The organism is Emticicia sp. 17c (genome assembly GCF_037153985.1).
GTDB lineage: Bacteria > Bacteroidota > Bacteroidia > Cytophagales > Spirosomataceae > Emticicia.
In genome coordinates, this window is sequence record NZ_JBBAYI010000003.1 from 298,719 (window position 1) to 313,932 (window position 15,214).

The following is a 15,214-nucleotide window of genomic DNA, read 5'->3' on the forward strand; positions in this document are numbered from 1 at the left end:
CTATGTCTATATCAACCATTTCCATCAAACGCCCGGTATTAGCCATTGTGATGAACTTAATCATCATCTTATTTGGTGTTATTGGTTATACATATCTGGGCGTACGGGAGTATCCGTCTATCGACCCGCCTGTGGTGTCGGTGCGTACCGCCTATGCTGGTGCCAATGCCGATATTATCGAATCGCAAATTACTGAACCACTCGAAAAAGCACTTAATAGTGTTGAAGGAATTAAGTCTATCAGTTCGTCTTCTAACGTAGGCTCAAGCCAGATTACAGTTGAATTTGAGCTAGGAGTCGACATGGAACGTGCAGCTAACGACGTGCGCGACAAAGTATCTGGTGCTGTGCGCCAGTTACCACAAGATATTGATGCCCCTCCGACTGTGTCAAAAGCGGATGCGAACTCAGACCCTATCATGAGTATGCTCCTGCAAAGTGAGGCACGAACCCACCTTGAAGTAAGTGATATGGCCGAAAACGTTGTAGCACAACGCTTACAGACTATTCAGGGCGTAAGCTCGGTAATGATTTGGGGACAAAAGAAATATGCCATGCGCTTGTGGATGGACCCTAACCGGATGGCGGCTCAAGGTGTAACTACACAAGATGTAAAACAAGCCCTTGACCGTGAAAACGTAGAGCTACCTAGTGGTAAACTAGCAGGCGACAACACCGAATTAACTGTAAAAACAGTAGGTAGATTTAAAAATGAAGCAGATTTTGAAAACCTGATAGTGAAAACTATTGGTGATAAAATTATCCGTTTTAAAGATATTGGTACAATTCAGTTAGGCCCTGAAAACGAAGAAACCATTCTACGTCTGAACGGTATTCCGATGATTGGCTTGGCCATTGTGCCTCAACCCGGCTCTAATTATCTTGAAATTTCAAAAGAAATCAGAAAAAGAGTTGCTGAAATCAAAAAAGATTTGCCTAAAGACTATAAAATGGACGTATTGCTCGACAATACCGTTTTCATTGAAAATTCAGTTGAAGAGGTTGGCGAAACTCTATTGATTGCTATTGGTCTGGTTGTAATTATTATTTTCTTGTTCTTCCGTGACTGGATTATTGCCGTTCGACCATTGATTGATATTCCGGTTTCGTTAATTGGTACATTCTTCGTTATGTATATGCTGGGTTACTCTATTAACGTACTGACGCTTCTGGCTATCGTACTGGCAACGGGTCTGGTAGTTGACGACGGTATTGTTGTGACGGAGAACATTTACAAGAAGATTGAAGAAGGAATGAAGCCCATTGAAGCAGCCATTAAAGGGTCAAACGAAATTATCTTTGCAGTAATTTCAACCTCTATCACGCTTGCTTCGGTATTTTTACCTGTAATTTTCATGCAAGGGTTTGTGGGTAAGCTATTCCGTGAGTTTGGTATCGTACTGGCTTCCGCCGTATTGATTTCAGCTTTCGTATCCCTGACCCTTACGCCAATGCTGAACGCGTATCTGGTTAGAAAAAACCACAAACGTTCGTGGTTCTATGAAAAAACAGAGCCTTTCTTCGAGCGCATTATCAACGGCTATCGTACACGTCTGACAAGTTTCATGAAACTACGTTGGTTGGCTATTCCGATTCTGTTCGTTACGCTTGGCATTACTTGGTTTTTCGGAAAAGATATTCAACAAGAACTTGCCCCGTTAGATGACCGTAACTGGTTCCGTATTTCAGCTACTGCTCCTGAGGGTTCGTCGTTTGAATATATGGACAACTACATGCTAAAAATGGGTAAAATGTTGCAAGACTCTATACCTGAAGCAAAAGGTATTATGACTATCACAGCCCCTGGTTTTTCTGGTTCGGGGTCGCCCAATACAGGGATGGTTCGTGTTGCCCTGAAAGATAAAAAAGAACGCAAACGTTCACAGCAGGAAATAGTTGACTTTGTTACTAAAAAGTTAAGAGGTATGCCCGACGCTCGTTCTTTTGCTATTCAGCAACAGACTATCTCGGTAGATGCACGTGGCGGACTACCCGTTCAATATGTAATTCAGGCACCTGACTTTGAAAAACTACGCGACTACATGCCGAAATTCATGGAAGAGGTTTCAAAAGACCCCACCTTTGTGGTATCTGATATGAACCTGAAATTCAATAAACCTGAATTAGAGGTATCTATCGACCGTGAGAAAGCCAAAAGTATGGGTATTTCGGTAGCCGATATAGCACAAAATATGCAATTGGCATTTGCCGGACAACGTTTTGGTTATTTTACCATGAATGGCCGCCAGTATCAGGTTATTGGGCAGTTTGACCGTGCCAACCGCGACGAGCCTCTCGATTTGAAAAGTACGTTCGTAAAAAATAATCAGGGTGAATTAGTGCAGCTAGACAATATTGTAAAAACTGAAGAGCAAAGCAGCCCACCACAATTATACCACTTCAATCGTTATATGAGTGCAACGGTATCAGCCGGATTAGCCCCGGGCAAAACTATCGGAGATGGTATTAAAGCAATGGATGCCATCAGAGATAAACTGCACGATGAGTCTATCAGAACAGCTTTATCAGGTTCTTCTCGTGACTTTGCCGAAAGCTCATCTAATACCTTGTACACTTTCTTGCTGGCACTTGTATTGGTATACCTGATTCTTGCGGCTCAGTTTGAAAGTTTTGTAGACCCATTCATTATTATGCTTACTGTGCCTTTAGCAGTAGCAGGTGCGATGTTCTCGCTATGGTATTTTAACCAGACTCTGAATATTTTCAGCCAGATTGGTATGATTATGTTGATTGGTCTGGTAACCAAAAATGGTATCCTTATTGTAGAATTTGCCAACCAGTTAAGAGAAAAAGGAATGGAAATCAAAGAAGCTGCCATTGAAGCTGCGGCCATGCGTTTCCGTCCTATCCTGATGACCAGCTTAGCTACCGTATTAGGTGCCGCTCCGATTGCCTTCGCTTTAGGCTCGGCCGGAAAAAGCCGTATGTCTATGGGTATTGTAATCATGGGTGGTTTATTATTCTCCCTTGTTCTGACTTTATACGTAATTCCGGCTATTTATACTTTCTTGTCTCGTAAAAAAGATTTTGAAAGAATGAAACAAATCGAAAGAATTGCCCACGAAGCAGAGCATGAAATGGCATAAAATAATAAGGGGGATATACCAAAGGTATCCCCCTTATTATACTGTTTTAAAGTATTTGAATGACCTATGTGCCTACTAAAAGTAAAGCACAAGCACAAAAGAACTGATGCATTATTCAAATAGTTTCATTAACAAATGTTTAACCTAAATCAATGAAACTAAGAAAAAATATAACAACGTGAAAAATTATTTTATTCTTCTATTACTCATTGCCCAAACCTCATTCGCACAAGAGACACTAACCCTCGAGAACGCTGTCAGTATTGCACTTGAAAAAAACTATGATGTAAAAATTGCAGAGCTTCAACAAAAGGTAGCTGAAACTCAGGTTTTTAAAGGTAATGCAGGTATGTTACCACGCCTTGATTTTAACAGCAATGCCGGAACTGCCTTTAACGAAGTGAAACAGGTATTAGCCAATGGAAGCGAAACTAACCGTTTTGGTACGAACCTGACACCTTCGGCAAACTTAGCTTTTGCATGGACATTGTATGATGGCAAACGTATGTATGCGGTATATGACCGCCTTAAAAATCAAAGTCAGTTAAGCCAGATTCAGACCAGAATAGCCATGGAAAACACAATGGCTAATGTAATGGCTGCCTATTACGAAATAATGAGACAAAAACAGACAGTAAGGTTTTTGGAAACTATTATTAAATATTATGAAGAAAGGCTCAATATTACTGACCAACGCTGGCAGTTTGGTAAAGGCTCAAAACTGGATTTCCTTCAATCTAAAACAGATTTAGGTACCCAAACCAGTTTGTTGGTACAAGCCAAAACAGACCTTAGAAATGCTAAAGTTACGTTAAATAACCTGCTAGCACGAGAACCTAACATGGACTTTGATGTGCAGGAAGTAGTAGCCCTTACCTTTGACCCCTCGCAGGAAGACCTCAGAAACAGAGCGCGTACGGCCAATAAGACTCTTCAGGCTTTCAGAAAAGCAACAGATATTACGGTTATTCAGCAAAGAGAAGCAGCATCGCTACAATTGCCAAGAGTAACACTAAACTCATCGTTAGGGTATTCTTTGAGTAAAACCAACGCTGGTTTATTCTTGTATAACCAGAACTACGGTTTAAATACGGGTGTAGGCTTAACATGGAATATTTTTAACGGACAAATTACCCGCCGTCAGATTCAGACTACTAAAATCAATACCGAAATTGCTAAAAAGCAAGAAGAAGACTGGTCTGTTCAGTTAGAAAACGATTTAGTTAGAGCTTACAACCAGTACCAGACAGATAAAGAAATTCTTAAACTAGAAGAAGAGTATAATCAGGTGGCTGAAGAAAACATGAAAATTTCGTTAGAGAAATTCAGACTTGGAGGCTCAACCATTCTGGAAATCAATGAGGCACAACGTAGTTTAAATACATCATTGAACCGCCTGACAAATGCCCGATATAATATTAAAATTTCAGAATTACAGCTACTCCGCCTAAGCGGTGAACTAGTTAAGTAAGTAGTGGTTCTGTTAGTGATGCTGTAAAATAAAACCTGCTATCGGTCGATAGCAGGTTTTATTTTTTACCTCCGGTGGTTATTAAACAGCTTTGGTTTTACCCGGCATCGGAATCTGATACCAACCGTCTTTATCCGGTAAAGTTTTCGGCAGCGTATTCCAAGTATAGGCATCTGGCATCAGGTTAATTTCTGAATTAAGAGCTTCTTCCCATTTTACACGTTTGCCTGAATAACTTGCCATACGACCCATAATGGCTGTCAGCGTACTTTTAGCTCCATTTTCAGCATCGTTAACTGGCTTGTTATTAGCAATGCAGTCAAACAATACATCATGTTCTACCTGATACGGGTTTTTATCGCCTTCACCTTTGTGTCGCCAGATAGTGTTTCCTTTATGGTCAAATATTTTACCTTCTGTGGCACGGCCTTTAGTACCTATCAGATGCTCTGATACATCTGAAACTGTTCCGGGTTGATGGCGGCAATAGCTTGACAACACCATGCCATCGGCATATTTATATTCTACGGCATGGTGGTCATATATTTCACCAAATTTTTTATCGGTTCTTACCTGACGCCCACCCATTGCTACTGCTTCAACGGGGTATCCACCTTTAAACCAGTTGATAACGTCAATATTATGAATGTGTTGCTCGTTAATGTGGTCTCCACAAAGCCATACAAAATAATACCAGTTACGCATCTGATACTCCATTTCGGTTTGGCCAGCCTGACGCTCATTTACCCAAACGCCATCGTTATTCCAATAGCAGCGTGCTGCAACAATATCACCTATTAAGCCTTCATTAATAATTTTATTGTAAGTTTCAAGGTACGATTTCTGATAGTGGCGTTGTAAGCCAACTACGACTTTCAGGTTTTTCTTTTTCGATTCTTCGGCAGCCGCCAATACACGACGGATTCCGGGCGCATCAGTAGCCACAGGTTTTTCCATGAATACGTGTTTACCCTGACGAACGGCTTCTTCAAAGTGAATCGGACGGAAACCCGGAGGTGTCGTAAGAATAACCACATCGGCCAGAGCAATGGCTTGTTTGTAACCATCAAAACCAACAAATTTGCGGTCTTCTGGTACATCTACACGGCTTTTCACTCCCTTACCTTGCTCTTTCTCAGTCGTAAGATTTTTGTAACAAGAGTCTATTCTGTCACGAAAAGCATCGGCCATCGCAACTAATTTTACATTTTGTTTCACAGAAAGGGCCTGCATGGCAGCACCAGTACCGCGACCACCGCAACCAATAAGGGCTACTTTAATTGTATCATCAACCGACGAGTTAGCGGCCGATTCAAAAGGTAAACTTGTTACCGATAAGCCCCCTGCAACTACCGCAGAAGCCTTTACAAAATCCCGGCGAGAAAAATTCGAGTTCATTTATTTGTGAGGTTATAGAGTTGAAATATTTCAGGAAACAAATTTATTCTATTTCTTCAAATTTATAAGCGTTTCCTAAGAAAATGTATGATAAACCCTGCTAATTATTTTGGATTCACTATTATTTGGGGTTAACTTTGGTTATCATTCTACCTATCTACTATTACATCTATGAAAACATTTGCTACTGTTTTTTTTACATTAGTTGTCATTTTGTGTTTTTCACAAGGCAAATTCAAGGCTAATCCACAAGCAGTACCGAAACAACCCACCCCTACCCTAGCCATAGGTTCAAAAGCACCTGATTTCAGGCTTCCTGCTGCTGACGGTAAATACTATTCGCTTAAAGATTTTGCGTCAGCTAAAGTACTTGTTGTGGTATTTACGTGTACGCATTGCCCTACTGCACAGGCTTACGAAGACCGTATTAAAAACATTGTTACCGATTATAAAAACAAAGGTGTTGCCGTAGTGGCTATTTCACCTAATAGCCCTATCTCTCTACTTCTGGAAGAGCTAGGCTATACCGACCTGAACGATGATTACGAAAATATGGCAATCCGCGCCAAGGATAAAGGATTTAACTTCCCCTATCTGTATGATGGTGACACCGAAAGCGTCTCTATCAAATACGGCCCTGTGGCTACCCCTCATGCGTTTGTGTTTGACGCTCAACGAATCTTAAAATATAATGGCCGACTTGATGCCGTTGAAAAACCCGGGCAGGCCAATGCCGAAGACCTGAGAGCAGCCATTGATGCTACGCTGGCTGACAAAGAAATTACTATGCCTGTAACAAAGACTTTTGGGTGTTCGGTAAAATGGGCATGGAATACAGAATATAAAGCTAAAAATGAAAAAAACTGGGAGTCAAGGCCAGTTACGTTAGAAGAAATAGACACTGAGGGTATAAAGAAATTAGTAAGCAACGATTCGGATAAATTACGTTTGATTAATATATGGGCAACATGGTGTGGCCCTTGTATTCTGGAGTATCCTGACTTTCTGGAATTACAACGGATGTACGGCGCACGTGATTTTGAATTTGTATCGTTATCGGCCGATAAACTTGATAAAAAAGATAAAGCACTGAAATTTTTGCAAAGTAAACACTCGGGGGTTCAGAACTATATTTTTAAAGAAGCAGATATCTATAAACTAATTGAAGCCGTAGACCCTAAGTGGAATGGTGCTTTGCCTTATACGATTCTGGTTGAGCCAGGAGGCAAAGTAGTATATTCGTTACAGGGAAGTATCGAAAATCTGAAACTGAAAAAACTGATTGTTGAACATCCAAAACTAGGAAGATACTTTTAACTCATTACCTGATGATTTCCGGTTTGCTAACCAAGTATAAACATGTTATTATTTATGGCTTTTCATTAGCTATACTTTTGTTTCTGATGCATTGGCTTCAGTTACGGCTGATAGTTTTTAATCATGCTTTAGAAATATATATTGGTGCCATTGCGCTTATTTTTACCGCTTTAGGTATATGGCTGGCACTTAAACTTACCAAGCCTAAAGTACAGGTTCAGATAATAGAGCAAATTATTGAGAAAACAAATGCAGCAGAAGCACCCGAAATATTCAAGGCTAATGAAAGCATCTTAACCGAATTAGGCATAAGCAAACGTGAACTGGAAGTGCTGCAATTAATGGCAACAGGTTTAAGCAATCAGGAAATTGCCCTCAAACTTTTTGTGTCGCTTAATACCATTAAAACACATACCTCGAAAGTATTTGAGAAACTGGATGTTAAACGTAGAACACAAGCCATTGAAAAAGCTAAAAGGCTCAATATTATTCCCTGATATGACTCATACTTTCGTATGAAAAAACAGATTCTTTGGTAAAATCACCCAAAAGTATGACTAAAAATATGATTTTAGCTTACAGTTTTGTGGCCTAAACCAAATCAAATCACATGAAAAAAATCATTATTGTTTGTGGCTTAATAGCCGGCCTGATTGTATCTACATTTATGGTTTCCTCGATAGGTTTTTGCTACGCATCAGGAAATTTTGATGGCAACATCCTGATAGGCTATGCCTCTATGTTGCTGGCATTTTCGCTCGTATTTGTAGGTATTAAAAATTACCGCGACAAGTATCATGAGGGGCACATAACCTTTGGCAAAGCGCTTCAGATAGGTATTTATATAAGCCTGATTGCATCCACGATATATGTATTGGTCTGGATGGTCGATTATTATGTTTTTGTACCTGATTTCATGGAAAAATACAATGAGCATATTTTACAGCAAGCCAAAGAAAATGGTGCTAGTGCAGCTGAAATTAAAGATAAATTAAAGGAAGTTGAAGGCTATGCCAAGTATTATCAGACACCTTTCGGTGTAATGTTATTGACTTATCTGGAAATTTTACCAATAGGCTTAATTGTGTCGCTGATAAGTGCTTTGATATTAAAAAAGAAGAATAAAGTAACACTAATGAGCTAATTACTAAGTATTTATAGAAATGTGCATTTTATATAAAAAAGAACGTAATAACGACAGTTTTAAAAGCTAAACAACAAAACAAATAAAATTACATGAGAAAAATAATTTCTTTTATGCACATTTCGCTTGATGGTTTTGTAGCAGGCCCTAACGGAGAACTCAACTGGGTCAAAGTTGATGAGGAACTTTTTGCGCACGTTGGTAAGCGCATAAGTGAAGGTGATACTGCATTGTATGGCAGGGCTACTTATGAAATGATGGAGGATTACTGGCCTACTGCCGGAGACCAGCCTGAGGCGTCGCAACACGATATTGAGCATTCGGCATGGTATAACAAAATTCATAAAGTTGTTCTATCAAAAACCATAAACGAAGCAGACTTAACCAATACAACAGTTATTAATGAGAACCTCTCAGATAGTATTAATGCAATAAAACAACAAGACGGGGAAGATATTCTGCTTTTTGGTAGCCCTACTGCCACGCATTCACTTATAGAACAGAACTTAATTGATGGCTACTGGTTGTTTGTTAATCCTGTTATTCTTGGGCAGGGTATTCCTTTATTTACTGAAATCAAAGATAAAACAAGATTGAAACTCTTAAACACCCAACAATTTGCTTCTGGGGTTGTTGAACTGAATTATGTTGTAGATAGGGAATAGAATAGCCCAAAGATGCCTATTCCATTACTACACTAGGCTTGCTGGAAAACTTTCAGCAAGCCTAGTGTTTAATCCATCAAGGAATATCTTTGGGTGGACGGGCAAAATAAGCATCAATTTCTTCTTTTGATGGTTGTTTTACGGGTCTTATAACTCTAAAACCCAGAAAAGGCGCATCTGTCAGCCACCAGTCAGACTTTGGAATCTGAGGGTCACGCTGTTTCAAATCAGGCGTTGAAGTACGGCGCGAAGCACTACGCAGTTTATCGGCGTCATCATCCCAATGTCCTCCACGAATCACATGAGGATAATGCTTACTTGGTTTCACATAAGGGTTGTCTGTGGCTTCGGGTTTACCATAGAAATCTTCAACGTATAAATCAGAGGTCCATTCGGCCACATTTCCATACATATCGTAAAGACCCCACGCATTAGGCTTTTTCTGTCCTGATTTTTTATATGCTCCGTCTGAATTATCATAGAACCAAGCATAGTCTTTTAACTGAGAAGCATCATCGCCGAAATAAAAAGTAGTTTTACTTCCGGCACGAGCGGCGTATTCCCATTCAGCTTCGGTAGGTAAACGATAAAAATGTCCTGTTTTGGCATATAACCATTTACAAAAAGAGCGGGCAGCAAACTGAGTAACATTACAAACCGGAAAACCACTTTCTTTTCCTTGTCCGAACGACATCTCTACGTAAGGTTGTGTTGGGCGCACTACGGCATCAACACGGCTTTTTACCTCTGCTGTATTTTTTTCGTCTGCTACTTCGAGTTCTTTATTGAAATAGGTTTCGTATAACTCCCATGAAATTTCGTATTTCGCCATCCAGAAGGCATCAATTTTCACTTTATGCTGTGGGCCTTCGTCAGCTTTACGGTCTTTTTCCGTTTCGGGGCTACCCATTACAAACTCGCCTGCCGGAATAGGCACCATATCAATACCATGTTGTAGGCCCGGAATATGTTCGGTATAAGGTTTGAAATCGTCGGCGCGGAAGCCCGTAAAAAACAAAAGAGTTGCGGTTAAAACTAAATATACTTTTTTCACTGAGGTTGAATGTTTGGTTGCACAAATATACTACCGACTTTTATTCTTTTATAAAAAAGGGATTATTCCTTATAAAATACTCGTTTTACCCGTTCGCTAACCCCTGTCAGAATTTCGTAAGGAATAGTACCGATAGAAGCGGCCAGTTCATGAATAGGCAAATCTTTACCAAATATGATTACCTCGTCACCCTCTTTGCAATTTACTTCGGTTACATCAACCATTGTCATGTCCATACAAACATTGCCAATTACGGGGCATCTTACGCCATTAATTAATACATGGCCTACACCTTTGCTAAAGCCTCTGTCGAAGCCGTCGGCGTAGCCGATAGCAATGGTGGCAATCTGCGAATCTTTTTCTAGTATACCCTTGCGGCTGTATCCGATGGTTTCGCCTTTCTTTAAATGTTTTATTTGCGAAATAACGGTTTTAAGTGTACCCACGGTTTGAAGCGCATTTTGTTCTGTACCTGTGGCTTCTACTCCATAAAGGCCAATTCCTAGCCTTACCATATCAAACTTGGCTTCGGGGAAACGAATAATTCCGGCAGAATTACAAATATGCCGCAATGGCGGTGTTTTGTCATTGCTGTAATCAAGCGACTGAATAATTTTGTCAGACATCCGTTTAAAACGTTCAATCTGAGACCTTGAAAAATCGTTATGCTCGCTTTCGTCAGCCCCTACCAGATGGCTAAATATTGAAGCTACACCAATATTCGGGTGCTCTTTTAATATCTCAATCAGTTTTTCGATGTCTTGTTCTTCAAACCCTAAACGGTGCATACCTGTATCAAGTTTGATATGTATTTTAAACGACGATTCGCTGAATGACTTAATAAACTCAAGGAACTGACGAAAAATATTAAAACTATAAATTTCGGGTTCTAGGTCATACTCTATGAGTTTACCAAAGGTTTCTGGCTGAGGATTTAAAACCATTACAGGGAGTTTAATGCCATTCTGACGAAGCGCTACACCCTCGTCGGTATAAGCCACACCCAGATAATTTACCCGATGGTATTCAAGCAAGCTAGCTACTTCAGCACTACCGCTACCGTAGGCATAAGCCTTAACCATTACCATAATTTTGGTATTGCTTCCTGCTTTACCACGGTAAAAATTGAGGTTATGCGTGAGGGCGTCAAGGTTTATCTCAAAAATAGTTCCGTGTACTTTCTGAATAAGTTTATCGACAATTTTTTCAAAAGCAAACTTTCTTGCTCCCTTCACCAAAATCAGGCTATCGTGAAACTGGTTAACAGGATATTCTTCCAGAAAAGCCTCGGTCGATTGAAAGAAAACAGCATTATCAAAGAATCTGCTATTTCTTGAAATATCTTCTCCAATGCCTATTACTTCATTTATTTCTCTGCCTTTAATTAAATCGGCAATACTTTTATATAGTTCTACTTCTCTAAGCCCAGATTGCAGCAAATCACTGATAATTAAAACTTTACGGCTTTTTGTATGGTGTTGGCTCATAAAGTTCAACGCCATAGTAAGCCCTGCGTAATCGTTATTGTAGGTATCGTCAATGAGGTAGCAATCGTTAATACCCTGCTTTAGTTCCAGACGCATGGCAACAGGCTTTAGAGCCATCAGGGCTTCTGCGGTCAGGCTTAAATCTTGTTCTTTAGGGGTTAATAATAACTTGGCAAAAATACAATGAGTAGCATTTTCGATTGAGGCATCGTCGGTAAAAGGAATTCTGAATTCATACTCTTCTGCCTGCCAGTTAATGGCAACTGTTGTATAAGTAGCTGCTTTAACGAAATTTACATTAATGGGACTTTCCTGACTTTTCGACCACCCGATAAGTTCAATATCAGGATTAACTGCTTTTAAAAGTAACCTGATTTCCTCATCTATTTCTTCGTAATCTTTGCAATAAATCAGGGTTTTACTCCGACGAAACAACCGGAGTTTTTCAGTAACTTTCTGTTTCCTACTTCTGAAGCCTTCGTCGTGTGCTGAACCGATATTAGTAAAAATGCCGATAGTAGGGCTTACAATAGGCTCTAGATTTTCCATCTCGCCTGATTTTGAAATACCAGCTTCAAATATTCCTAAAGTGTGGCTTTCGTTCATTTGCCATACCGATAACCCTACCCCTATTTGTGAATTATAGCTTCTTGGGCTTTTAATAATGGTATAGTCTTTTGCAAGCAAAGCACTCAACCATTCCTTTACAATAGTTTTGCCATTGCTACCAGTAATACCTATTACGGGTATATTGAATTTTTTACGATGCTCGGCAGCCAGATTCTGTAAGGCTTTTATGCCATTTTCGACCAGCCAGAATTTTGCCTCAGGAAATTGCGTAAGCAAATCGGGCTTTGCAGCTTTTTTTTCAACAACAAACTCCCGAACACCCTTATTATAAAGTTCTTCTATAAAATTGTGTCCGTTGTGGCGTTCTCCTTTAATAGCAAAAAAAATGCTTTGCTTAGGTTGAGAAACAAAGCGGCTGTCGGTCAGTAAAACCGAAGCCTCTGTCGAAATAGGTTCAGAAAAGAAATTCACTTTGTATGTTGTAGAAAATAGCTGACACCAGAGAAAAGCCCTTCTCTTATAAAGAAGGAACCAACTCTAAATTAATTGTACTCGAAGCCGAAATGAATTTGTTGTTTTCGGCTTGTAGAATCATTTTGTTGTTCGATAAGGTTAGTATCTTGAACTCTCCCCCAAACCCGATAATCTGAATATCAAGTATGGTGTTATTTTGCTTCAGGTACCAAGTACCGGCATTTACTATTTGTTTCGATGCTTGGTCTCGGCCACGTGTAACATTATCTTCTCTAAATTCAAATTCAAAAGTAAAAATTGCTTTTGCCTGCGAGTTAAGTTCGCTGGTCGAAACGGCTTTCCCCTGAGGGTCAGTAAAGCGGTCAAGTTTCCAGAAATTAGCTGTAAGAATCTTGGCAGACGCATTTACGGGGTCTTTGTCATTGCTTTTACAGGCAAAAACAAATGATACAATAACAAAGGCAAAGAGTATTTTTTTCATGAGAGTAAGGTGTAGGCATACACCAGATTTTGATAACAAAACACAAAATTAGCATTTTCAGCTTAGATGTAAACGCTTTATGGTTGCATTTTATTCCAAATCGTAAGGCAAATAATCGTTTATTTTAGCCCCAAACTTATGCAATTCCCGAACAATAGTAGAGCTAATTGGGGCTAACTCAGGTGAGGTAATCAGGAAAACCGTTTCCAATTCCTGTTTCAGATGTCGGTTTACTTGCGAAATAGTATTTTCATACTCAAAATCGGTGGTGTTTCTTAGCCCTCTTAGCAGAAAATTGGCACCATAGGCTTGTGCTACATTAGCTGTCAGGTCATCATAAGAAATAATTCTGATATTATCTGTTTCATTAAAAGCCTCTTTTATTTTCTGTGTCATTAACTCCAACGAGAAATAACGTTTCTTCTGGCTGTTTGTCCCTATTCCAATAATAACTTCATCGAAAAGGCGTAGCCCACGTGTAACAATATCGGCATGGCCCTTTGTGAAGGGATCAAAAGAACCTGGGAAAAGAGCAATTTTTTTCATGTGTCAGAAGTTAGGGTTATACAAGTCGGGTTATTTCAGTACAAGTAATAAGAACAAAACAGGGTGTAATAACGGTGCTCGGGCATTTGCTCAAAATATTGGCTGAACTTTATTTTGGTTGGGTTCTGAGCAAACTGTATATTTTTGAGTGTTTTGTTCAGAAGTATATAACCTTCCGAAAAAATCGTAATTTCTCCATAAAATATTACAGGCATTTCTGTTTCCAAGCCTAATTCGTTCATGATAAAAAGCACATGATAAACCATGTCAGAGGCAGTTCTGTATTGAAACCTGTTACAAAAACTTAGTTTGTCATCCTGAAAATAAATCAAGGAAACATAGTTTTCTTCAAAATACAGGTGAAGCCCCTTGTTAGTTTTGTCTTTTACAATACCTTCAATTAAAGTACTGATAACAGGCACAGGGGTAATTTTCTTAGCCGGATACATTTCTTTTATCCAGGCTATGAGGTCTTTTTCAATACTGAATACATTTACAACACCAAAGTGGCTATGTTTGTAGTCGAATACCTGTTCGTATTCGGTAAGGTTTTTACCAGCGGCAAAATTGAGGTATTTAGCAGCTTCGTCGTTCTGGTAGTATTCTTCAGGAATCAGTGTAAAATTATTGGTGTTTACAGTCAGGCGTATGGTTTTCCAGTAGTTAGCTGCCAGAAACAAATGGCTTTGGTAAATACGCTTCATTGTAGTGAGCAACTGATTATGATTCAGCAACGAAAACACGTGGTAGTCTTCGAGCCACATCACTACATTATGAATTGAATTATAAACAGCAAAACGAAAACGGTCATGACCAACCTCTATCATCAGATGGCTGTCGGCTATCTGACTTACATCGAAGCGGTCATCTTTAATCTCAAAGCTCGGTAAAATATTATTAATTGTAGCTTCCAAGTTATTGCTGGATTTTAATACTCCTAAACAAATATTGTCGTTTTCTTGACAATTTTAATAAAATTTAAACGATTATCTAAGCATTTATCGCTAAATATAAGTCTTCAGCTAAAAAAGTTTTATTTTCAATGGGTATCCATCTTAGGTCTTTAATCAATTGGTTGGCTTCGTCTAGTTCGGGGTCAGTACCTTTTCTCAACTCGCCAGACTGCACCTTAACCTGAAAGAAAAGCTCGATGGCATGTAAAGGTAAATGTATAAATTCTCTTTTAAAGAGAAATTTCTCCACCTCAATAACTAAACCTGTTTCTTCCAGAAATTCACGTTCTAGGCAGGCAGTTATGGTTTCGCCGGCTTCAAGCCCTCCGCCCGGAGGGAGCCATACATCCTGACTGCTTATAACGCCTCTATGATTGACTAACAGAATTTTCCCGTCTTCTATACAAATGCCACAAATACGCACCCGAAGCCGATTACCATAAAGTTTTTTAGCTATTTCCTGCGAATCGTCTATCATCGAAAATCAAGAAAAATTTTGCAAAGATACTGATTGCCACCCAAGAGATTCCAAGAAAATCAGAATGTT

At 39.4% G+C, this 15,214-nt stretch carries 13 protein-coding genes; 6 read left to right on the forward strand and 7 right to left on the reverse strand.

Annotated features, from left to right (window positions below):
• Positions 1-2: 2 nt before the first annotated feature.
• Both WAA15_RS09035 and WAA15_RS09040 read left to right on the forward strand, forming a co-directional pair.
• Positions 3-3,107 (forward strand): efflux RND transporter permease subunit, encoded by a 3,105-nt coding sequence (locus tag WAA15_RS09035; RefSeq protein WP_337042405.1) that lies wholly within the window; start codon positions 3-5, stop codon positions 3,105-3,107.
• A 178-nt stretch (positions 3,108-3,285) separates the two neighbouring features.
• Positions 3,286-4,578, forward strand: coding sequence for a TolC family protein (locus WAA15_RS09040; protein ID WP_337042406.1), 1,293 nt, complete (start codon positions 3,286-3,288; stop codon positions 4,576-4,578).
• 81 nt (positions 4,579-4,659) lie between these two features.
• Here the strand turns inward: WAA15_RS09040 and WAA15_RS09045 are convergent, their stop codons facing one another.
• Positions 4,660-5,976, reverse strand: a complete 1,317-nt coding sequence (locus tag WAA15_RS09045; protein ID WP_337042407.1) for a Gfo/Idh/MocA family oxidoreductase — start codon at positions 5,974-5,976, stop codon at positions 4,660-4,662.
• Between the two features lie 171 nt (positions 5,977-6,147).
• Between WAA15_RS09045 and WAA15_RS09050 the strand changes: the two genes are divergently transcribed.
• From WAA15_RS09050 to WAA15_RS09065, 4 genes are all read left to right on the forward strand, one after another.
• A complete protein-coding gene (locus tag WAA15_RS09050; protein WP_337042408.1) occupies positions 6,148-7,293 on the forward strand; it encodes a redoxin domain-containing protein in 1,146 nt (381 codons plus the stop codon).
• 11 nt (positions 7,294-7,304) lie between these two features.
• A complete protein-coding gene (locus WAA15_RS09055; protein ID WP_337042409.1) occupies positions 7,305-7,790 on the forward strand; it encodes a helix-turn-helix transcriptional regulator in 486 nt (161 codons plus the stop codon).
• A 113-nt stretch (positions 7,791-7,903) separates the two neighbouring features.
• Positions 7,904-8,437: a DUF4199 domain-containing protein gene (locus tag WAA15_RS09060; protein WP_337042410.1), complete on the forward strand. Its 534-nt coding sequence runs from the start codon at positions 7,904-7,906 to the stop codon at positions 8,435-8,437.
• A gap of 92 nt (positions 8,438-8,529) precedes the next feature.
• The gene (locus WAA15_RS09065; RefSeq protein WP_337042411.1) at positions 8,530-9,102 is read left to right on the forward strand and encodes a dihydrofolate reductase family protein; all 573 of its coding nucleotides are present in this window, start codon (positions 8,530-8,532) and stop codon (positions 9,100-9,102) included.
• Between the two features lie 76 nt (positions 9,103-9,178).
• Here the strand turns inward: WAA15_RS09065 and WAA15_RS09070 are convergent, their stop codons facing one another.
• The 6 genes from WAA15_RS09070 to WAA15_RS09095 form a co-directional block, all read right to left on the reverse strand.
• Positions 9,179-10,156 (reverse strand): formylglycine-generating enzyme family protein, encoded by a 978-nt coding sequence (locus tag WAA15_RS09070; RefSeq protein WP_337042412.1) that lies wholly within the window; start codon positions 10,154-10,156, stop codon positions 9,179-9,181.
• A gap of 62 nt (positions 10,157-10,218) precedes the next feature.
• A complete protein-coding gene (locus WAA15_RS09075; RefSeq protein ID WP_337042413.1) occupies positions 10,219-12,684 on the reverse strand; it encodes a bifunctional UDP-N-acetylmuramoyl-tripeptide:D-alanyl-D-alanine ligase/alanine racemase in 2,466 nt (821 codons plus the stop codon).
• 46 nt (positions 12,685-12,730) lie between these two features.
• Complete coding sequence (locus tag WAA15_RS09080) at positions 12,731-13,168, reverse strand: hypothetical protein (RefSeq protein WP_337042414.1); 438 nt, start codon at positions 13,166-13,168, stop codon at positions 12,731-12,733.
• 90 nt (positions 13,169-13,258) lie between these two features.
• Entirely contained in the window at positions 13,259-13,714 is a 456-nt protein-coding gene (coaD, locus tag WAA15_RS09085; RefSeq protein ID WP_337042415.1) for a pantetheine-phosphate adenylyltransferase, read from the reverse strand.
• Between the two features lie 35 nt (positions 13,715-13,749).
• Entirely contained in the window at positions 13,750-14,628 is an 879-nt protein-coding gene (locus WAA15_RS09090; protein WP_337042416.1) for a DUF3822 family protein, read from the reverse strand.
• 76 nt (positions 14,629-14,704) lie between these two features.
• Positions 14,705-15,145, reverse strand: a complete 441-nt coding sequence (locus WAA15_RS09095) for an NUDIX hydrolase (protein WP_337042417.1) — start codon at positions 15,143-15,145, stop codon at positions 14,705-14,707.
• Positions 15,146-15,214: the final 69 nt, after the last annotated feature.